The sequence below is a fragment of the Cellulomonas cellasea genome (assembly GCF_030372105.1).
Taxonomy (GTDB): domain Bacteria; phylum Actinomycetota; class Actinomycetes; order Actinomycetales; family Cellulomonadaceae; genus Cellulomonas_A; species Cellulomonas_A cellasea_A.
The window spans coordinates 186,797-206,402 of record NZ_JAUDBQ010000006.1 but is presented as its reverse complement, the minus strand read 5'-3'; the positions used below and the strand labels follow the sequence as shown (position 1 = coordinate 206,402).

Sequence of the window (19,606 nt, the reverse complement as noted above, 5' to 3'; positions counted from 1 at the left end):
GCGGCGCCCCGCCGCACGCCACCAGGAAGGAAACATGACCCACCGCACGTCACGTCATCTCGCCCTCGCCACCGCCGCCGTCCTGTCGCTGGGCCTCACCGCCTGCTCGGCCACCGCCGACGCCGCCGACGAGCGCCTCGACAACGGCGACCTGTCCACGGTCTCGATCGGGATCCACTCCGGCTGGGACGAGGGCATCGCCGTGTCCCACCTGTTCGCGGCGATCCTCGAGGACGAGGGCTACACGGTCACCAACCAGGAGGCCGACCCCGGCATCATCTACACGGGCATGTCCGGCGGTGACTTCGACGTCAACTTCGACATGTGGCTGCCGGAGACGCACGCGGACTACCTCGACGAGTACGGCGACGACATGGAGGACCTCGGCGCCTGGTACGACAACGCCAAGCTGACAGTCGTCGTCAACGAGGACTCGCCGATCACCTCGCTCAGCGACCTCGCCGACGCGTCGTCCGCGGCCGGCAACCGGATCGTCGGCATCGAGGCGGGCGCCGGGCTGACCCGCATCGTCCAGGACTCCGTCATCCCGGCCTACGGGCTCGAGGGCATGGACCTGCTCATCTCCTCGACGCCGGCGATGCTCGCCGAGCTCAAGGGCGCCACCGACGCGGGCGAGCAGATCGTGGCGACCCTGTGGCGCCCGCACTGGGCCTACGACGCGTACCCGATCCGCGACCTCGAGGACCCGGAGGGCGCGCTCGGCGCCGCTGAGGAGATCCACTCGATGGGCCGCACCGACTTCACCGCGGACTACCCGACGCTCTCGTCCTGGATCAAGGCCTTCCGCCTGACCGACGAGCAGCTCTTCTCGCTGGAGAACCTCATCTATGAGGGCAACGGCGCCTCCCCCGAGATCGCCGTGCGCACGTGGCTCGACGCGAACCCGACCTTCGTCGACGACCTCAAGGCCGCCGCGCAGGCATAAGCCCGCTGAGGGCTTGACCCTCGCACCACACGATGACGGGCCCGGACCGCAGCACAGCGGTCCGGGCCCGTCGTCATGTGGCCGATGCGCGCGTCAGCCCGCGGCCGCCTCGGCTGCCGTGGCCCCGCGGCGCAGATCAGGCTCCAGGTAGATGGCCGTGGCGATCGGCACCGCGGCGCGCACCCGCTGCTCGGCGGCGTCGATGGCCGCCGCGATCTCCGCCGCGGACGCTGTCGGCGCGATCTCGATCTTCGCGGCGACCAGCAGCTCCTCGGGCCCCAGGTGCAGCGTGCGCAAGTGGATGAGCGAGCGGACGCCGTCCCCGACCAGGGCCGCCTCGATCGCGTCCACGTCCTGCTCCGTGGCCGACTCGCCCAGCAGCAGCGACTTCGTCTCCAGGGCGAGCACCACCGCGATGACCACCAAGAGGGCGCCGATGCACGCCGTGCCCGCCGCGTCCCAGCGCCCGTCGTCGGTGACCAGCGTCATCGACACGCCGCCGAGGGCCAGCACCAGGCCGACCAGCGCGCCGAAGTCCTCGAGGAGCACCACCGGCAGCTCCGGCGCCTTGGCGCGGCGGATGAACTGCGTCCACGACTGCGAGCCGCGCAACGGGTTGGCCTCGCGGATGGCGGTGCGGAACGAGAAGCTCTCCATCACGATGGCCGCGAGCAGCACCGCGATGGGCACCCACTGCCACGAGTCGATCGGGTGCGGGTCCTCCCACTTGTGCCACGCCTCGTACAGGGCGAACACGCCACCGAGCGTGAACAGCACGATCGAGACGATGAACGCGTACACGTACCGCTCGCGCCCATAGCCGAACGGGTGGCGCGCGTCCGCCGCGCGGCGCGCCCTGCGGCCGCCAACCAGCAACAGCGCCTGGTTGCCGGAGTCCGCGAGGGAGTGCACCGCCTCCGCCAGCATCGAGCTCGACGCAGTGAGCAGGTAGGCGATGAACTTCGTCACCGCGATGCCGAGGTTGGCGACCAGCGCCGCGACGATCGCCTTCGTGCCGCCACCGTGGGCCATGTGTTCCTCCTGGTCGCACCAGGCGCAGCGGCCGTACGGCACGCTCACGCTGGCCGCCGCGACGACGGCCAGCGGGAATACTAGGTCACAGCGGACAGCCCCACCGACACTCGCGGCGGCGCAGCGGCCCCAGGCCGGCAGCACGCCAGTGCGGGGGCACTGTCAGCGTGTCAGCGCAGCGAGCGCGCCTCGTCGGCGAGCAGCACCGGAATGCCGTCCCGCACGGGGTACGCCAGCGGGTTCTCGGCGTCGGTGGAGTGCAGTTCGGGCTGCCCTTCGGGGCCGACGGCGTCGACGAGCGTCGCCCCGGTCACCGGACAGCGCAGGATCTCGCGCAGCCACGGCTCAATCCCCACAGCGGTGTTCTCTTCCGACATGTCAGTCCTCCTCGGCCTGGCGCACGAGCGCGAGCACGTCGTCGCGCACCTTGATCATGATGTCCTCGTCGGCGGCCTCGACGTTGAGCCGCAGCAGCGGCTCGGTGTTCGAGGCGCGGAGGTTGAACCACCACTGCGGGGTGGCGTCCCAGTGCGACACCGTCAAGCCGTCGAGCTCGTCGACGGTGACGGGGCCCGCGCCCTCCTCGGTGACGTAGGCCTGCACCACGCGGGCGCGCGCTGCGGGCACGTCGGCGACGCGCGAGTTGATCTCGCCGCTCGCCGAGTAGGGCTGGTAGATCTCCGCGAGGGCGGACAGCGGGTGCTCCTGGCCGCCGAGCGCCGCGAGGACGTGCAACGCCGCGAGCATGCCGGTGTCCGCGAAGAAGAAGTCACGGAAGTAGTAGTGGGCGCTGTGCTCGCCGCCGAAGACCGCGTCGTGCTTGGCCATCTCGGCCTTGATGAACGAGTGCCCCACGCGGGTGCGCACCACCGTCGCCCCGGTCGCGCCGACCAGGTCGGGCACCACCTGGGACGTGATGAGGTTGTGGATCACCGTGGGCGTGGGCCGCCCGGCGGCCTGTTCGCGGGCCACCTCGCGCAGCCCGACGAGGGCGGTGATCGCCGACGGGCTGACGGGGTCGCCGTTCTCGTCGATGACGAAGCAGCGGTCCGCGTCGCCGTCGAAGGCGAGCCCGATGTCGGCGCCGTGCTCGACCACAGCGGCCTGCAGGTCGCGCAGGTTCTCCGGCTCGAGGGGGTTGGCCTCGTGGTTGGGGAACGTGCCGTCGAGCTCGAAGTACAGCGGGACGATCTCGAGCGGCAGCTCGGGCAGACCGGCGCCTGTGCCGAGCACGGCCGGCGCGGTGAAGCCGCCCATCCCGTTGCCCGCGTCGACGACGACCTTGAGCGGGCGGATGCCGGACAGGTCGACCAGCGAGCGCAGGAACGCAGCGTACTCGGGCAGCAAGTCCTGCTCGTCGATCGTGCCGCGGGCCACGCCGTCCACGGGCTCCACGCCGAGGGCGAGGTACCGCGACGCGAGCTCGCGCACCTGGGCGAGTCCGGAGTCCTGCCCGACGGGGCGGGCGCCGGCGCGGCACAGCTTGATGCCGTTGTACTGCGCGGGGTTGTGGCTCGCGGTGAACATCGCGCCGGGGATGTCGAGCGAGCCGGAGGCGAAGTAGAGGCCGTCGGTGGACGCCAGGCCGATCAGCGTCACGTCGACGCCGCGTCCGGCCAGGCCGTCGGCGAAGGCCGCGACCAGCTCGGGGCCCGAGGGCCGCATGTCGTTGCCGATGACCGCGCGCGGGCGCTGGCCGGCGGGCGTCTCGGGGACTACCACGACGTCGGCGAAGGCCGCGCCGATCGCGCGGGCGACCTCGGGGTTGAGCTCGGCGGGCACGACACCGCGGACGTCATAGGCCTTGATCAGGCCGGACAGGTCCGGGAAGGTGTCCGCAGCGGACTTATCGGGCGTCTGACCAGTGGGGGATGACACAGCGTCACCCTACCGGCAGGCGCGCCTGTCCCCGGCATCGGGAATGCTCGCCGGGGCACACGAGCAGGGGGACCACATGACGGTGATCGTCACCGGAGGGGCCGGCTACATCGGCGCGCACATCGTCCGGCTGCTCGCGGCCCGGGGCGACGAGGTGGTCGTCGTCGACGACCTGAGCGCAGGGCGCGCCGAGCGGGTCGGGGACGCACGTCTCGAGGTGGCCGACCTGGCGGCGGACAGCACGGTGGAGCGGCTCGCCGCGCTGTTCGTCGAGGTGGGCGCCCGCGCGGTCATCCACCTCGCGGCGCGCAAACGCGTCGACGAGTCCGTCGCGCGCCCGACGTGGTACTACCGCCAGAACGTCGGCGGCCTGGCCCACGTCCTGGAGGCCATGGAGCAGGCGGACGTGCCGTCGCTGGTCTTCTCCTCCTCGGCGGCGGTCTACGGCGCCCCAGGCTCCGCGCTCGTCACCGAGGCCTCCCCCACTGTCCCCATGAACCCCTACGGGGAGACGAAGCTCGCGGGCGAGTGGCTGGTGCGCGACGCCGCGCGGGCCTGGGGCCTGGCGTGCCTGTCGCTGCGCTACTTCAACGTCGCGGGCGCCGGCTGGGACGACCTGCACGACCCCGCCGCGCAGAACCTCGTCCCGCTCGTGCTCCGCCGCCTGCGGGCCGGCCTGCCGCCGCTGGTCTTCGGATCCGACCACCCCACCCCGGACGGCACCTGCGTCCGGGACTACGTGCATGTGCTGGACCTCGCCCACGCGCACGTGGCCGCGCTGGACCACGTGGCGGCCCCGGCCGACGTGGCCGGGGCCGCCCGCGACGCCGAGGGACCGCCAGCCGACCACGTGCTCAACATCGGCACGGGCGTGGGCTCGTCTGTGCTCGAGGTGCTGGACGCTTTCGCCGTGGCGACCGGCGTCCCCGTCGTCCCCGAGCTGCTCGGCCGCCGGGTCGGCGATCCCCCGCAGGTCGTCGCGGCGGTGGACCGCGCCGTCGACGTCCTGGGCTGGCGCGCGGAGCGGGACCTCGCCGACATCGTCCGCTCCACCGTGCGGGCCGAGCTCGCCGCGCGCTGAGCGCGGGCCGTCGGACGCGTCAGCCCTTGCGGTCCCGCTTGCCGCTCCGCGCGATGACGTCGTCGCGGGTCAACTCGGAGCCGTCGGCGTCGGCGCGGAACCACGCCTTGCCCTCGCAGTCATGGCACGACACGAACAGGACCGGGAGCCCGTCGCCCAACGTCATCCGCAGCCGGGTGAGCGACTGCCCTCCGCACTCGGAGCACGTCTCCACCTGGAAGCCGGCCCGGGACTCGGACTGGCTCAACGAGCCCAACGGCTGCGAGGGCGCCGCAGCGCGGCTGCGTGGCGCGCGGGAGCGCTTCTCCGGCCCGGGGATCGACACCGACGATCAACCCTCGTCCGACCGAAGGATGCGCAGGTGGCCGCGCCGTGGGGCGTTCGCCTCCGCGAGCGTCGCGAGCGGGGCCAGGCCGGAGGCCGGCTCGGACACCGCCGGAACGGTGCCCGTGCGCGGGCGGCCCGCCTCGCGCACCGCGTCCGCGAGCGCCAGCAGGTCGTCCTGGCTCGGGCCCGCCTCGACGAACTCGGGAGTGAGCCGGACGACCTCCCAGCCGCGCGGAGCCGTGAGCCGGCCCGCGTGCTCGACGCACAAGTCGTAGGAGTGCGGCTCGGCGTTGTGGGCCAACGGGCCGAGCACCGCCGTGGAGTCCGCGTACACGTAGGTCAGGGTGGCGACGGCTGCACGGCCGCATGCCGTGCGCGAACACTGCCGGACGGATCTCACAGGGCAGACCGTACCGCTCGGGAGCGCCCGACAGCGCCCACGCCGCGCCGCCCGCCGCGGGCTACAGTGCCCAGGTGAGCTCCCCCGTCCAGCGCCAGCCCGCCGGCGACCCCCGCCCGGTGCGACGCCGCGACCGGCGCGGCCGTGGCCTGCGCGGCCCGCTGCTCCCGGCGGGCGTCCCCGCTGCCCGTTCGCGCGCCGAGCGCTTCGACGACCTGGTGCTCGCCGCGGTGGAGCGGCTCGAGCGCCGATGGTCCCGCCAGCTCGAGGGCACCGAGTTCGCCGTCGAGGATGTGCCGCCCTCGAACCCCGCCCCGTGGGAGCGGGGCGGCGTCCCGCTGGGCCGCTGCTTCCCGGCCGACGCGGGCCTCCCGGCGCGCGTCGTCGTGTACCGCCGACCGGTGGAGACCCGCGCGCTGGACGACGACGACCTGGAGGACCTCGTCCGCGAGGTCGTCGTGGAGCAGGTCGCGCACCTGCTCGGGCGTTCCCCCGAAGACGTGGACCCGCAGTACCGGGACGGGCACTAACCTGATCCGACCATGAGCACCGCCGGCCCCGCCCACGTCCGTGTCGTCTGCGTCGTCTTCAACCCCGGAGCCGAGCTGAAGGACTTCGCCGTCTCACTCCAGGGCGCCAGCCGCCTGCCGGTGGAGTTGGTCCTGGTGGACAACGGGACGGATGACACGGTCACCCGCGCCGTCGCCGAGGCCCATGGCGCCCGGGTGCTCACCCCAGGGGCGAACCTCGGCTACGGCTCAGGGGCGAATGCCGGAGCCGAGGGGGCTGACGCGCCGTGGCTCGTGGTCGCGAACTCCGACCTCGTGTGGGGCCCCGGCTCCCTCGACGACTTGCTCGAGGCCGCGGAGCGCCACCCGCGCGCGGGGTCGCTCGGCCCGGCGCTGCTCAACCCGGACGGCACCGTCTACCCGTCGGCGCGCGAGCTCCCGTCGCTGACCCAGGGCGCCGGGCACGCGCTCTTCGCGCGCGTGTGGCCGTCGAACCCTTGGACCCGCGCCTACCAGCAGCGCCAGCAGGTCGCCGGGGCCGAGCGCGCCGCCGGATGGCTGTCCGGCGCCTGCCTGCTGCTGCGGCGTGAGGCGTTCGAGCAGGTCGGCGGGTTCGACAGCTCGTACTTCATGTTCTTCGAGGACCTCGACCTGGGCGAGCGGCTCGGCCAGGCCGGCTGGGAGAACCTGTACGTGCCCAGCGCCCGCGTGACGCACGTCGGCGGCACCTCCTGGCGGGAGCGGCCCGCCCGCATGATCTCCGCCCACCACGCGAGCGCCGCGCTGTACCTGCGCCGCCGGTACCACCGCTGGTACCAGTGGCCCGTGCGGGCCGTCGGCCAGGTCGGGCTCAAGGCGCGCGAGCACCTCGAGCTGCGCGCCGCGCGCTGAGCCGCACCGCGCTGGGCCGCCACGCTGGGCAGCAGCCCCGTGGCAAGGCGTCAGCCCCCGTCGTGCTAGGCGTCAGCCCAGGCCCAGCGCGCTGCCCTGGCGGACACTGACCCGCATCGCCCCCGGCGCCGCGGGCGCGGGGCCCAGGACCGCGGCCAGCACGCCGTCCGGCTGGACGACCTCCGCCACCACCGCGAACGCCCACACCGGATCGTCGTCGGGAGCGACCACCTCGACGCCGGTGACCCCGGCGCCGAGCCCCGACAACGCGACGCGCGCCGTGTGGCCCGCCGCGACCGGCACGGCCTGCTCGCCGAGCACCTCGCCCCGCTGTCCGTAGGCGCGCAGCACCACCTCGCCGGGACCGGCCTGCGCTGGGTCGCCCTCCTGCGGCGCCCGGGCGATCAGGATCGTCGAGTCGGCGCCTGCGGCGGTCGCGACGAGCCCGCCTGCCGCTGGGGCCGCCGCGGCCGCCCAGGCGCGCTCGAGCGTCGGGGTGGGGTCGAGCTCGCTGGGCGCCCCGGCCCGGGTCAGCATGGCGGCGGCGACGAGCGGCACGTCAGCGTCGACCACCACGGTGTAGGCCCCTGCGGGCAGCCCGCCCAAGGGGACGTCGGTCACCACTCCCCCGGTCAGCGGGATCTCGTCGGCGCCGGGGAGCGACACGGGGCCGTCCTCGCCGAGCAGCGTCAGCCGCGCCGTCGAGCCGTCGGCGCCGGGGGCGAGCAGGCGCAGCACGGGCTGGTTCACATCGTCGACGCTGGACTCCTCGACTAGGACCCCGGCGACGACCTGCCGTGCGGCGGGCGGCGCGCCCGGAACCACCAGGTCGGTGCCCGCGGCGGTGAATCCCCGGAGCCGGGAGTCCTGCAGATACGCCGAGACCGCGCCGCCGGTGGTGGTCAGGTGGGCCACCAGGCGGCGCTGCTCGGCGGCAACTCCGGAGAGCACGACCACCCGCTGCGCGCCGGGGGCCACCAGGTAGCGGGCGGAGCCGGCGAGGTCGATCTGGCCTGCCGGCCCCCAGAGCTCGACCGCGACGTCCGTCGTGGTGGCGCCGGGGTTCTCGATGACCAGGAAGGCGGAGCTGCCGATCTCGGTGCTGCCGCCCACGAGCCACAGGTCCGAGGCTGGGGCCTGGCAGCCCGCCGCGGCGAGCCCGCGCAGGTCTCCGGCGGAGACCCGCGCCGAGGTGGCGCCCGCCAGCCAGGCGGGGCTCCCGTCCTGCGCGTCGCCCTGCAACAGCACCGGCGCCGCGGCGTCGGCGAGGACTGCGGTGCGGGCAGACCGGCCGGTGAGCTCGACAGTGGCCGCGCCCTCCCCGAGCAGGGTCATCTCGGCGGGCGCCGCGTCGTCCGCGGCGCCCGGGACGCTGAGCCCGCGCACCCGGAGCACCGGCGCGACGGGCGTCGTGTCGAAGCCCCCGACGCTCGTGGCCTCGGGCTGCTGCAACGGCCCTGGGCACACGAGGGTGGTGCGCGCGGGCTCCACCTCGATGAGCGTGGCCGGGACCGGCTCCGGGGCGGGCGCGGCGACGATGCCAGCGGCGCCCACGACGGCGCCGACAGTGCCCAGCACCACCAGGCCCGACGCGGCGCGCGTGAGTCGAGCGGCCCAGCGGGGGGCGGTCATCGGCGTCCTGCCTTTCGTCGACGGAACGGCAAGGCGAGCAGGACCGTCACCAGTGCCACTGCGCCCTGTGCGGCGAGCCACAGCTCCCGGTGCTGCGCCTGGTGGGCCACCACGAGGCGGCCACCCTCCGCGCCGAGGTCGAACGCCTGCCGCCAGTCGTCCTGGCTGGCGCCCAGCGGCCGGCCGTCGAGCGTGGCCGTCCACCCGGGATCGGCGCGCTCGGCGAGCACGACGCGCCGTGTCGCCGATCCCGGTGGGACCTGCGTGTCGATCGCGCGCCGGTCCGAGTCGAGCGTGGTGTCCGCGTCCGGGTCGTCACCCTCGACCAGCCGAGCCCAGCTGGTGACCGTGGCCTGCACGGCGCCGCCGGGCGTCGCCGACGCCTGGACCCGCCAGATCGTGCCCGCGGTGTTCTCCGTGATCCGCTCCAAGCCCGCGGTGGAGTCCAGCCGGGCGACCAGCTCGGCGCGCGCGGCGGGACCGGACGGCGACGCCTCCGCGTCATCCGTCGGCGCCGGTGGGACCAGGACGTCGCCGACCCCGAACTCGGCCAGCTCGAGCGCCACGTCGCCGCTGGTCGCCGCCGCGATCCGGGCCACCAGGCCGTCGAGCCGCGACTCGGGCTCGTCGACGGACAAGGCCTGCGCCCCGCGCAGCGGGCCCTCCACTGTGCGCGTCCAGACGGTGGCCGCCTGGTCCACCAGCAGCGCCCCGTCCCCTCGCACGAGCTGCCACGTGACGACGCCGTCAGGCCCCGTCTCGACCATCAGCACACGGGACCCGCGCGGCGCCGACTGCGCTTGCTGCCCCACCGCCGGGACCACGAGGCGCTCGAGGGCGGCGACCTGCGACAGCCCATCCGCCCGGGCCTGCCAGGCCCAGCCGCCGAGGCTGGTCACGACCACCGCGCCGGCGAGGATCCCGCCCAGGACGGCACTGGGCTGCCGCCATCCGAACGTGGCCCGCCCGATGCGCTCGCGCAGGCCCTGTGTGCCGAGCACGGCGGCCGTGAGGAACCCGGCGCCCGCGAATGAGACGCCGGCGCCCGCCCAGCCCCGCACCAGCTGCCCGTCGGCGGCCGCCACATCGACCAGCCCGCTGGCGACTGCTGTCGCGAGCCCGGCGGCGGCAGCGGCCCAGGCGAGGCGCACCCCCCGCGCGACCGGGGCGCCCCGCAGCAGTGCGAGCACCGCCATGACCAGCACCACGGCCCCGAGCGCCCACGGCCAGTAGTCGGCGACGGCGGCGGGGACGAAGGCGGGGACGAGGGCTGACGGGTCGGACGGCGCCCCGAGCAGCAGGCCGAGCGGCGTGGCCGGTGTCGACGGGTACGGCAGGCCCGGATCTGCGAACAGCAGCCGCAGGCCCTCGACTCCGCGCGACGCGGCCTCGACCAGCATCGGCCCGAGCAGGACCAGTGCCGGCAGGGGCACCAGCAGGACCCGGATCCGGCCGCGCGGGGCGCACAGCGCGACCGCCACGACCACGAGCATGCCGGGCACGAGCAGCACGGGGGCGCCCGCGGCCATGACGGCGAACGCGAGCGCGGCGGCGGCGGCCGCCGCCGTGGACGCCGCGAGGGAACGGCCCGCACCGCCTGACGCCACCTCGGCGGCGGACTGGTCGTCGGAGGGCGCGTCGTCGGTGGGCAAGTCGTCTGTGGCCGCCGCCGTCCCCAGCGCGGGCGTCACCACTGCGGGCGGCGCCAAGCTGCCGTCCGTCGGGGCCGAGGCCTCCTGCCCCGCCTCAGCGGCGTCGTGCCCAGTCGCCTCCGCCGCTGTCCGACGCTGCGCCGTCGCCACACCGGAGAGCACGGTGTCGACCTGGTGGGAGCCCGTCGCCCGCGCGAGGCCCAGGGCCACCCACGGCAACGCCAGATGCGCGAGCACGGCGCCGAGCCGGCCCTCGCCGAGGCCGATGAGTAGCGCGGGGGCGGCTGCCCACACCAGCGCCGCCCACAGCCGGACGCCGGTCGAGCGGGTCGCGGCGCCAGCGGCGAACCAGGCGCCCAGCCCGCTGAGCAGCACGGACCCCAGCAGGAGGATGCTGACCGCCACGGTGGGCGAGCCCCCTGCGGCCGCCGCGGCGGGCAGCAGCACCATGAGCAGGGCGTCGGCCGGTCCGGCGTCCCCCACGCCACCCGCGACCCAGCCGGAGGCGGCGGCCTGCCACAGCTCGCGGAGAGTCGCGGCCGCAGGGGCCAGGGCGCCTCCGGCGAGCGCGGAGCCGCCGAACGCCGCGCCGGCCACCGGGCCGACGGCCAGCGCGGACACGCCCAGGAGCAGCACGCCGAGCACGCCCAGGGTCGCGCGCCGACGGGTGGCCAGGGCGGCGAGCTCGCGCAGCTCGAGCTCACTGGGCGCGTGCACGATGCGGCGCTCCTCCGCGCGAGCGAGGCGCCTGTCACGCCATTCGCGACCCACCTCGCGCCAGCTCGCCTGCAGCGGGCGCAGTGTGCGGCGCGAGACCCGCCGGGTGCGGGATGCCTGTCGCCGGGCCCGGAGCACCGCTCCTGGACGTGCCAGGACAGCCACCGGCGCGGTCAGCTCGGTGACCGCGAGCAACGGCTCCTTCGTCGCGATCCGCACCAGCGAGCGCACCACGCCGGCCGCGCCGGCGATGAGCGCGACGAGGGGCATCAGCAGCAGCGGGGCGGTGACGAGTCGTTGGTGGAGCAGCGCCTGTCGGCGGCCCGCGAAGGACCGACGGGGATCGCCCGTGTCGGGCAGGCCGTCGCCGTCGGCGTCGACCTCCTCGCCGGCGCCGGGCAGCCCCCGCAGGCCGTGGTAACTCGCTTGTGCATGGCGCACGACGGCGGATGGCACCACGACGACGCGGTGGCCAGCGAGCCGGGCACGACGCGACAGGTCGAAGCCGTCGCCGAACGGCCCCAGCGCCGGGTCGGGCCCGTCGAGCTCGTCCCACACATCGCATCGGACCAGGGCGCCGGCTATCCCGACGCCGAGCACGTCGTCTCGGCCGTCGTGCTGGCCCTGGTCGACCTCCGCCTCCTCGACACCCGTCATGCGGCGGCCGGAGCGCGAGGTGCGCAGCCCGACCTCGAGCAGGCGCGCCGGATCCGTCCAGGTGCGCTGTTTGACCCCTGCGACGCCGACCGACGGCGCGTGCTCGACGGCCCGCAGCAGCTCGGCGAGCGCGTCAGGCTCCGGGGCGCTGTCATCGTGCAGCAGCCACAGCCAGGAGCCGGCGGGGTCGGTGGCGGCCGCGAGCATGCTGGGCGGAGCCAAGGAGGCGAGGGCCGCGCGCACAGCGGCGCCGAAGTTGCGCGCCCCGGGGACGGGCGCGGCGACGATCTCGGGCGCCGTGTCACCCCTCAACCCGGCGAAGGCGCCACGGGCCAGTCGGAGCACATCCTCGTCCGCGGTGGCCGCGACGTCGACGACCACCACTTTCGCGGGGACGCGAGTCTGGGCGCCGAGGGCCTGCAGCGTCGGCGCCAGGTACCGGGTGGGGCCCCGGGTGACCACGACGGCGGTGACGGCCAGAGCGGACTTGGCCGAGGCAGGGGCCTCGGCCAGCCGGAGCCCGGTGGGCAGCGTTGAGTCAGTCATCTCGCGACATCATGGCCCTCTTCCGGCCAGTCGGGAAAAGTTGCTCAGACGACGCGGCGCTTGAGCTTGCGCCGCTCCCGCTCGGACAGCCCGCCCCAGATGCCGAACCGCTCGTCGTTCTCGAGCGCGTACTCCAGGCACTCGGAGCGGACGTCGCAGCCGGTGCAGACCTTCTTGGCCTCCCTGGTCGAGCCGCCCTTCTCGGGGAAGAACGCCTCAGGGTCGGTCTGCGCGCACAGGGCGCGCTCCTGCCAGCCCATGAGCCCGTCGTCGGCGGGCGTGCCGAAGAGATTGAGGACGTTCGAGGGCTCCTGCGTGGCCACTGTCGAGCGACCCGCGTCGGAGGGGAAGGAGCCGTCGGCGTCGAGCAGATTCCACATGGGGTTCCTCCGTGCTCGATGGTGCTCGCGTGGATGGTGCAGTCGGTCGGGCGACGATGCCCGGCGACGTTCGGCACGAGGCCGCATCCCCGCTCCCCACACCGCCCGAGTCTGCGTCTGACCTGGACGTTGCGTGAAACGGTTCTAAGAAATTACACGCGTGTCGTTCGAAATCGTCAAGCGGAACTGTGCTAGTCCGGGCGGTTTGTCGGGTGAAAAGAAGATCCCCCCGCGTGTCGCGCGTCCGTGTCGCGCCGATTGTCGTGCAGGGGCGCCGCGCTGACCTGGTCGGGCGCGGCGAACCGCGCCACCGCCAGAGCCCCCGCCAGCACCAGAACGAACGCCCCCACGGTGCCCACGCCGGCGCCCGCCGCGGGCCTGTCGCCAGCCAGCGCCATGCCCAGCCCGGAGGCCAGGCACGTCTCCACACCCACCATCACCGCCGTCACCGCGACGACCGGGGCGCGTTGCAGGGCGAGCGCCCCCAGGACGAGCCCCGACGCGCCCGCGACCACCATCGCCCATGCCACCGGGTCGACGATGAGATCCAGCGGCGAGAAGCTGTGGAGGGTTCGCGCCCCCACCGCCAGCAGCGCGTAGCCCACACCCGCGAGCACCGCGAGCACCACACCAGCCCGCGCCCGTGGGCGTAGGCGCACCGCCAGAGCGGCGCCGCCGAGCACCAGCACCGCCCCCCCGATCAGCGCCACACGGGTGCCGCCCTCATCCACGCGCGCCGCCTGGGGGGCCACCGAGGCCGCCAACACCACGAGCCCGGCGCCGAGCGCCACGATTGCGACCACCTCCCGCCTCCGCAGGCGCGCGCCCAGCACGACGACTGCCAGCACCGCCGCCACGGCCAGGCTCGAGGCCCTCCCCGCCTGCACGAGGAAGAGCGGCAACGAGCGCAACGCCCAGAACGAGACGGCGAACCCGGCTGCCACGAGCACCAGGGCCCCGAGGTAAGTGCGACTGCGTGCCAACGTGAGCAGCAGGCCGGCCTCGAGCCGCTCCCGCACCGGCAGTCGGCGCACGGCCACCGCCTGCAACACCGTCGCTGTGCCCGAGCACAGCGCGGCGGCGGCGACGCCGAGAAGAGCAGGCAGCACATCTCCCCCTTCGGAGGGCTTCGTGGTCGAGGTCACACCCGGCATGGGCACGTTGTCTCTATGCTCCTGTGCGACCGCCGCACCTCAGCGCGGCACACAGGGGGCGTAGTGCACAGAACGGACCAGAGCACCGTAGCCGTGCCGACGGCTGCCGTGGCGACGCCACGACAGCCCTACCCATGGGCCCTGGTGCTCGCCGTGTTCCTCGCCGTCTCCGCGGCGCTCACCGCAGTGGTGGCCTGGTCGGAGCGGCATCGTCCCCCTGGCGACGGGAGCATCCTGCAGGGGCCGTCCTGGCTCGATGGCTGGTTCCAGTACGACGCCGGCTGGTACCACCACATCGCCACCGCCGGGTACCAGTACGTCCCCGGCCAGCAGTCGTCGATCGCGTTCTTCCCGGTCTACCCGATGGGGGTCCGCGCGCTCGCGAACGTGACAGGCGACGTGCAGGTCGCCGGGTCGCTGCTCGCCGTCCTGGCGGGCGGGGCGGCCGTCCTGCTGTTCGGCCGATGGGCGTGGGCCCGGCTCCCCCGCCCCGCGGCGCTCACCGCGATCGCCGTGCTCATGCTGTACCCGTACGCGTTCTTCCTCTACGGCGCGATGTACGCCGACTCGCTCTTCCTGCTCTGCGCCGTGGGAGCGTTCCTGCTCCTCGAGCGCCGCTGGTACTGGGCGGCAGGGCTCGTCGGCGCGCTCGCCACCGCCGGACGGCCCGTGGGTGTCGCCGTGGCGGTGGGGCTCGTGGTCCGGACAGTGGAGCTGCTCGCCCAGGACCGGGCGAAGGCCTCGGGCGACGTCGACGCCGGGCCGCGCGGCTGGCGCGAGCTCGTCCGCGCCGTGCGGGACGTGCGCTGGCGCCATGCGGGGGTGCTGCTCTCCGGCGCCGGGCTCGCCGCGTGGTGCGCCTACCTGTGGATCGAGTTCGGCAATCCGCTGGCCTTCGTCGAGGTCGAGTCCGCGCCCGGCTGGAACCAGGGCGTCGGCCCCAAGACGTGGTTCAAGGTCGTCTACGCGGGCACCCTCGTCAAGGGCCCGTACGACGTCGCCGCACTGCTGACGCTGCAGGCCGTCGCCTGCCTGCTGGCAGTGCTCCTGCTGCGCCGCGTCTGGCGGCGATTCGGCTGGGGCTACCTCGCCTACACCTTCGTGGTGCTGCTCATCCCGATCCTCGGCACCAAGGACTTCATGGGCACCGGGCGGTACGTCCTCGTCGCGTTCCCCGCCATCGCCGCGGCAGGCGACTTCCTCACCAGCTCGCCACGCCGTTGGCTGCGCCCCGCGGTGCTGCTCGTCAGCGCGGTGCTGCTCGTGCTGCTCACCTCCCTGTTCGGACGATCGGTGGCTGTGTCATGACCTCTGCGCTTCCCGCCCCGGAGACCTTCAAGAAGCTCTCGATCTTCTTCCCGATGTGGAACGAGGAGCTGTACATCCACCGCGCCGTCGGCGCCGCCGTCGAGATCTGCGAGCAGCTCGTGGACTCGGGGCAGATCGCGGACTACGAGATCATCGTCGTCGACGACGCGTCCACCGACGCCACCCCGCAACTCGCCGACGCGCTGGTCGAGGCCGACCCCCACGTGCGCGTCGTGCACCACCCCCACAACCGCAAGCTCGGCGGCTCGATCAAGAGCGGCTTCGCGGCCGCGACCGGCGACGTGGTGCTTTACACCGACGCCGACCTGCCGTTCGAGATGCTCGAGCTGGTCCGGGCGCTGCGCGTGCTGCGCACCTACGAGGCGGACATCGTCAGCGCGTACCGGCTCGACCGGACCGGGGAGGGCCCACGCCGGGCCGTGTACTCGTTCTTCTACAACGGCCTCATCCAGGCGATGTTCGGCACGCGCCTGCGCGACATCAACTTCGCGTTCAAGCTGTGCCGCCGCACCGTGCTCGACCACGTCGACCTCGTGAGCGAGGGCTCGTTCATCGACGCCGAGCTCGTCATCCGCGCGCAGCGCTCCGGCTTCCAGATCCTGCAGATCGGCGTCGACTACTTCCCCCGCACCCGCGGGGTGTCCACGCTGTCCTCCTGGTCCGTGATCCGCACCATGCTCGGGGAGATGTTCCGGCTGCGCTCCGACCTCAAGCGGGTCGAGCCGTACCGCGCCCCCGCCCCATCGACCCCTGCCGGGGCCATGTGAGCCGCCTGCTCATCGTCACCGCCGACGACCTCGGGCTCACCGTCGGGGTGAACCGGGCTGTGCGGCGCGCCCACCTCGACGGCGTCGTCACCGCCACCTCGCTGCTCGCCGTCGGCCGGGCATTCGACGACGCCGCCACGATGCTGCGCGCCACCCCCACGCTCGAGCTGGGCGCCCACCTCGCCCTCGTCGGCGAGGACCCGCCGCTGCTGGCGCCGCGGGAGATCCCCACGCTCGTGGACCGGCATGGCGCCTTCCCGCTGAGCTACCGCGCCGTCGTCGCCCGCGGGCTCACGGGACGCCTCGACCCCGACGACGTGCGCCGTGAGCTCGGCGCGCAGCTCGAGCGCGTCGTCGGCGTCGGCGTGCCCGTGACGCACCTCGACACCCACCAGCACACGCACCTGTGGCCCGCCGTCGGGGACGTCGTGGCGGACCTCGCCCGCGCCCATGGCATCGGGGCGGTGCGACTGCCCCGGAGCCGCGCGCGAGGACCGATCGGGCTCGGCGTCCAGACGCTGAGCCGGCACACCGCGCGACGACTACGGCGACTGGGCCTGCACCTGCCCGCGGACTACGCAGGCCTCGACGAGGCCGGCGCGCTCGACGCCTCGCGCCTCGCCGGCGCGCTCGCCGCGTTGCGAGACGGCGCCGCGCACAGCGCCGAGATCAACGCCCATCCCTCCGAGCCCGACGACCCCGACCTGGGGCGCTTCGACTGGGGCTACCGCTGGGGCGACGAGCTCGCCGCGCTGACCGACCCCGCAGCCCGTGACGCCATCGAGGCCGCCGGCTACCGCCTCGGCGGGTTCACCGACCTGGCCGGCGTGACCCGCCACGACGAACGAGGACGACGATGAGCATCGCCACCCGCCGGCCCGACAGCGCCGGACGCGCCGCGCTCGCCCTCTACCGGCGCTCCCCCGCCGCCGTCCGCGCCCACGTCACCGTGCGCTGGTGGAGCGCGCCCTTCGCCTCGATCGTCGCCACGCTCCCCCGCACCGGCCGGATCCTCGAGATCGGCTGCGGGCACGGGCTGTTCAGCGCCTACGCCGCACTCGACGCCCCCGGCCGCGACGTCGTCGGCGTCGACATCGACACCGCCAAGATCGCCCAGGGCCACGCCGCCGCCCATGACGTCGACAGCCTCGACCTACGCGTCGCCGAGTCCGGGGCCGTGCCGCCCGGCCCCTGGGACGCCGTCGTCTTCGTCGACGTGCTGTACCTGCTCCCCGCCTCCGAGCAGCAGCGCCTGCTCACCGAGGCAGTGGGCCAGCTCGCCCCCCACGGGATGGTGCTCGTCAAGGAGATGGGCGTCGAGCCCCGCTGGAAGGTGCGCTGGAACACCTGGCAGGAGACGATCTCCGTCAAGGTGCTGCGCATCACCGAGGGGTCGTCCTTCGACTTCGTGGCGCCGGAGACGATGGCGGGATGGCTGGCCGGGCTCGGGCTCAAGGTCTCGCAGCGGCGGCTGGACCATGGCCGGGTGCATCCGCACCATCTGGTGGTGGCGCGGCGGGGGTGACCAGCCTGCGGCCTGGTGTCCCGCGCAGGGAGGAACCGCGTGGAGCAAGCCGACAACATCCCCGTGGACAGCGCGCCGATGCCGGGCCCGACCGCTCGCCCACGCCATGGCGCCCGTGCGCGCCAGCGCCCGCGGGACGGCGCCGTCGCCGTGCTGCTCGGTGCTCTCTTGTCCGTTGTCGCGTGGCTTCGACTGCCACCCGTCGCACGCGCGACGCTCTGGGCCGAGGATGGGCGCGTGTTCCTGTGGGACGCGTTCTACTCGCCGGCATGGTCGACCCTCCTGAGGTCCCATGACGGCTACCTCCACCTCCTCCCACGCTTCGTGGCAGAGCTCGCCGTGCTTGTGGCTCCGCCGAGCTCGTACGCGACGGTGATGTGCGCGGCGGGGTGCGTCCTCGCAGGCGCGGCGGCCGGCCTGGTCTACGTGTGCGCGGGATCGGTGACCGGCTCCATAGTGATCCGCGTGGCACTCGCCACGGTGACCCTCTTGGTGCCGGCACTGCCGATCGAAGTCCTCGGCAACATGGCGAACGTCCACTGGTTCGCGCTCTGGCTCACCCCGTGGCTCTTGCTCCACAGTCCCAGAACCCGCGGTGGCGGCGCGCTGCTGGGGATCGTCGCGCTGGTCTGCGCGCTGACGGAGATCCAGACGGTGCTCTTCGTCCCGCTCATCCTCTGGCGATGGCGCGATCGCCACGGGTGGGCTGTGCGCGCAGGCCTCATGACCGGGCTCGTGTTGCAGCTCGCAGTCTCATCTGCCCGTCCGCCAAGACCGACCCCCGTCCCCGACGCCGACAACGTCATCGCCGGATACCTCGTCAATGCGGTGATGACCCTCTGGTGGGGGTCTGCCGATGCCATCACCGACACCGTGGTGCTGCTGGGTTGGGGCCCTGCGGCACTAGCACTCCTGGCTCTGTGCGCGGCGACGGTGCTCGTGCTGCGTCGGGGAACGCCCGTCCAGCGGTTGGCCGCGGGCACGTTCGGCGTTGCGTCGGTGGCGTTGTGGAGCGCAGCGCTGCTGCTGAACAAGCCCGCGATGGACTGGACCAGGCCGGATACCGCGTCGACACGAGAGCTGACGGTGGCCAGGTATGCGGTCGTCCCCTCGATGATGCTTCTCGCGATCCTGATCCTGGCATTGGCCGTCCTGCCCCGACGCAAGGGGGCGTACATCGCCGCGACCGTCGTGATGGCGCCTCTCGTCGTCGCCACTGTCACCAGTTTCGTCCCCGACCTGACGTCTCGGAGCGCCGGACCAGCGTGGTCGTCAGAACTGCGCACGGCCGGGCAGGTGTGCGACCAGGACGCCGCGCCCGAGACGGTCGAACTCCCCATCTCACCACCTGGCTGGACCTCCCGCGTTCCGTGCGACCTCGTGGAGGGTGGCGGATGACCCGGGCGGGCTGACGACGGGGTCTCATAGGGTGGAGCCGTGAACCCCACCACCGTTGCCGACATCCTGCGCGTCATCACCCGGGAGCCAGGTCGCCCGAGGATCACGTGGTACGGAGACGATGGCGAACGCGTCGAACTCTCCGGGGCGGTGCTAGAGAACTGGGTCAACAAGACAGTCAACCTCCTCGTCGAGGAGTTCGATGCCGAGCCAGGCACGCGCGTGCTCCTCGACCTCCCCCCGCACTGGCGGACTCTCGTGTGGGCGTTCGGCGTGTGGCGGGTGGGGGCGTGCCTGGTGACGGCAGGCACCGAGGGTGACGTCGTGCTCACCGGCGAGCCGAGCAACCACCCTGACCGTGCACAGCTTGTCGCTGTCGCGATGCCCGCGCTCGCCCGCGGGTTCGACGGCGTCCTCCCCTCGGGGGCAGTCGACGCGAACCGGGCCGTCATGACATATGGCGACCAGATCAACTGGGCTCCTCAGCCCGACCCAGGCGCCTGGGCCCTCACGGATGTCACCCACGAAGGCCTTCGCGGCTGGGCCGCGCCTTCGACAGCCCGAGACGAGGGCGAGCGCGTCCTCTGGGAGCCGCTCGCGCCCGGCGAGCCTGGCGTTCTCGACCTGCTTCGGTGCGGTCTCGACACCCTGGCACGCGGCGGATCACTCGTCGCGCTCGCGCCGTCGACCTCCCTCGCCATGCGCGAGGACGCTGCCCGTCGCACGCGGCTCATGGACACAGAGCGGATCACCACCGAGTGGCGCAGTTACCGCTAGCCGGAAGC

The 19,606-nt window shown here is 73.9% G+C and carries 19 protein-coding genes; 10 read left to right on the top strand and 9 right to left on the bottom strand.

The genetic code is table 11. The features are described 5' to 3' along the window. Window positions 1–34: 34 nt before the first annotated feature. Window positions 35–946 (top strand): glycine betaine ABC transporter substrate-binding protein, encoded by a 912-nt coding sequence (locus QUV83_RS08085; RefSeq protein WP_289563736.1) that lies wholly within the window; start codon window positions 35–37, stop codon window positions 944–946. A 93-nt stretch (window positions 947–1,039) separates the two neighbouring features. Here QUV83_RS08085 and QUV83_RS08080 read toward each other — a convergent pair whose 3' ends face one another. The 3 genes from QUV83_RS08080 to QUV83_RS08070 all read right to left on the bottom strand — a co-directional run bounded on the left by QUV83_RS08080 (window position 1,040) and on the right by QUV83_RS08070 (window position 3,856). Further along, window positions 1,040–1,978: a cation diffusion facilitator family transporter gene (locus tag QUV83_RS08080; protein WP_289563727.1), complete on the bottom strand. Its 939-nt coding sequence runs from the start codon at window positions 1,976–1,978 to the stop codon at window positions 1,040–1,042. A gap of 170 nt (window positions 1,979–2,148) precedes the next feature. Continuing rightward, a complete protein-coding gene (locus tag QUV83_RS08075) occupies window positions 2,149–2,355 on the bottom strand; it encodes a Trm112 family protein (RefSeq protein ID WP_289563726.1) in 207 nt (68 codons plus the stop codon). 1 nt (window position 2,356) lies between these two features. Further along, window positions 2,357–3,856, bottom strand: coding sequence for a phosphomannomutase/phosphoglucomutase (locus QUV83_RS08070; protein WP_289563725.1), 1,500 nt, complete (start codon window positions 3,854–3,856; stop codon window positions 2,357–2,359). Between the two features lie 76 nt (window positions 3,857–3,932). Between QUV83_RS08070 and galE the strand changes: the two genes are divergently transcribed. Next, complete coding sequence (galE, locus tag QUV83_RS08065) at window positions 3,933–4,937, top strand: UDP-glucose 4-epimerase GalE (RefSeq protein ID WP_289563724.1); 1,005 nt, start codon at window positions 3,933–3,935, stop codon at window positions 4,935–4,937. Window positions 4,938–4,956: 19 nt separating this feature from the next. On the opposite strand, the gene QUV83_RS08060 is transcribed toward galE, so the two are convergent. Continuing rightward, window positions 4,957–5,262 (bottom strand): hypothetical protein, encoded by a 306-nt coding sequence (locus tag QUV83_RS08060; protein WP_289563722.1) that lies wholly within the window; start codon window positions 5,260–5,262, stop codon window positions 4,957–4,959. Window positions 5,263–5,268: 6 nt separating this feature from the next. After that, entirely contained in the window at window positions 5,269–5,664 is a 396-nt protein-coding gene (locus tag QUV83_RS08055; protein WP_289563721.1) for a DUF3499 domain-containing protein, read from the bottom strand. A 74-nt stretch (window positions 5,665–5,738) separates the two neighbouring features. Between QUV83_RS08055 and QUV83_RS08050 the strand changes: the two genes are divergently transcribed. Continuing rightward, window positions 5,739–6,194 (top strand): metallopeptidase family protein, encoded by a 456-nt coding sequence (locus tag QUV83_RS08050; protein WP_289563719.1) that lies wholly within the window; start codon window positions 5,739–5,741, stop codon window positions 6,192–6,194. Between the two features lie 12 nt (window positions 6,195–6,206). Next, window positions 6,207–7,064: a glycosyltransferase family 2 protein gene (locus QUV83_RS08045; protein ID WP_289563717.1), complete on the top strand. Its 858-nt coding sequence runs from the start codon at window positions 6,207–6,209 to the stop codon at window positions 7,062–7,064. Between the two features lie 72 nt (window positions 7,065–7,136). Here QUV83_RS08045 and QUV83_RS08040 read toward each other — a convergent pair whose 3' ends face one another. From QUV83_RS08040 to QUV83_RS08025, 4 genes are all read right to left on the bottom strand, one after another. Next, window positions 7,137–8,696 (bottom strand): DUF5719 family protein, encoded by a 1,560-nt coding sequence (locus tag QUV83_RS08040; protein ID WP_289563716.1) that lies wholly within the window; start codon window positions 8,694–8,696, stop codon window positions 7,137–7,139. Continuing rightward, the gene (locus tag QUV83_RS08035; RefSeq protein ID WP_289563715.1) at window positions 8,693–12,268 is read right to left on the bottom strand and encodes a glycosyltransferase; all 3,576 of its coding nucleotides are present in this window, start codon (window positions 12,266–12,268) and stop codon (window positions 8,693–8,695) included. Before QUV83_RS08035 ends, QUV83_RS08040 begins: the two co-directional genes overlap by 4 nt. Window positions 12,269–12,312: 44 nt before the next feature. Further along, window positions 12,313–12,648, bottom strand: coding sequence for a WhiB family transcriptional regulator (locus QUV83_RS08030; protein ID WP_289563714.1), 336 nt, complete (start codon window positions 12,646–12,648; stop codon window positions 12,313–12,315). A 191-nt stretch (window positions 12,649–12,839) separates the two neighbouring features. Then, window positions 12,840–13,757 (bottom strand): hypothetical protein, encoded by a 918-nt coding sequence (locus QUV83_RS08025; RefSeq protein ID WP_289563713.1) that lies wholly within the window; start codon window positions 13,755–13,757, stop codon window positions 12,840–12,842. Window positions 13,758–13,895: 138 nt separating this feature from the next. Here QUV83_RS08025 and QUV83_RS08020 point away from each other — a divergent pair, with 138 nt between their 5' ends. From QUV83_RS08020 to QUV83_RS07995, 6 genes are all read left to right on the top strand, one after another. Continuing rightward, window positions 13,896–15,110 carry a hypothetical protein gene (locus tag QUV83_RS08020; protein WP_289563711.1) on the top strand — a complete coding sequence of 405 codons (1,215 nt, stop codon included), beginning with the start codon at window positions 13,896–13,898 and terminating at the stop codon, window positions 15,108–15,110. Continuing rightward, window positions 15,107–15,898, top strand: coding sequence for a glycosyltransferase family 2 protein (locus tag QUV83_RS08015; protein ID WP_066582644.1), 792 nt, complete (start codon window positions 15,107–15,109; stop codon window positions 15,896–15,898). Before QUV83_RS08020 ends, QUV83_RS08015 begins: the two co-directional genes overlap by 4 nt. Further along, window positions 15,895–16,758 (top strand): ChbG/HpnK family deacetylase, encoded by an 864-nt coding sequence (locus tag QUV83_RS08010; protein WP_289563708.1) that lies wholly within the window; start codon window positions 15,895–15,897, stop codon window positions 16,756–16,758. The genes QUV83_RS08015 and QUV83_RS08010 overlap by 4 nt, the downstream gene beginning before the upstream one ends. Beyond that, entirely contained in the window at window positions 16,755–17,423 is a 669-nt protein-coding gene (locus QUV83_RS08005; protein WP_289563707.1) for a class I SAM-dependent methyltransferase, read from the top strand. The genes QUV83_RS08010 and QUV83_RS08005 overlap by 4 nt, the downstream gene beginning before the upstream one ends. 465 nt (window positions 17,424–17,888) lie before the next feature. Continuing rightward, window positions 17,889–18,821 (top strand): hypothetical protein, encoded by a 933-nt coding sequence (locus tag QUV83_RS08000; RefSeq protein WP_289563705.1) that lies wholly within the window; start codon window positions 17,889–17,891, stop codon window positions 18,819–18,821. A gap of 39 nt (window positions 18,822–18,860) precedes the next feature. Beyond that, complete coding sequence (locus QUV83_RS07995; RefSeq protein ID WP_289563703.1) at window positions 18,861–19,598, top strand: TIGR03089 family protein; 738 nt, start codon at window positions 18,861–18,863, stop codon at window positions 19,596–19,598. The last annotated feature ends 8 nt before the right edge of the window (window positions 19,599–19,606 follow it).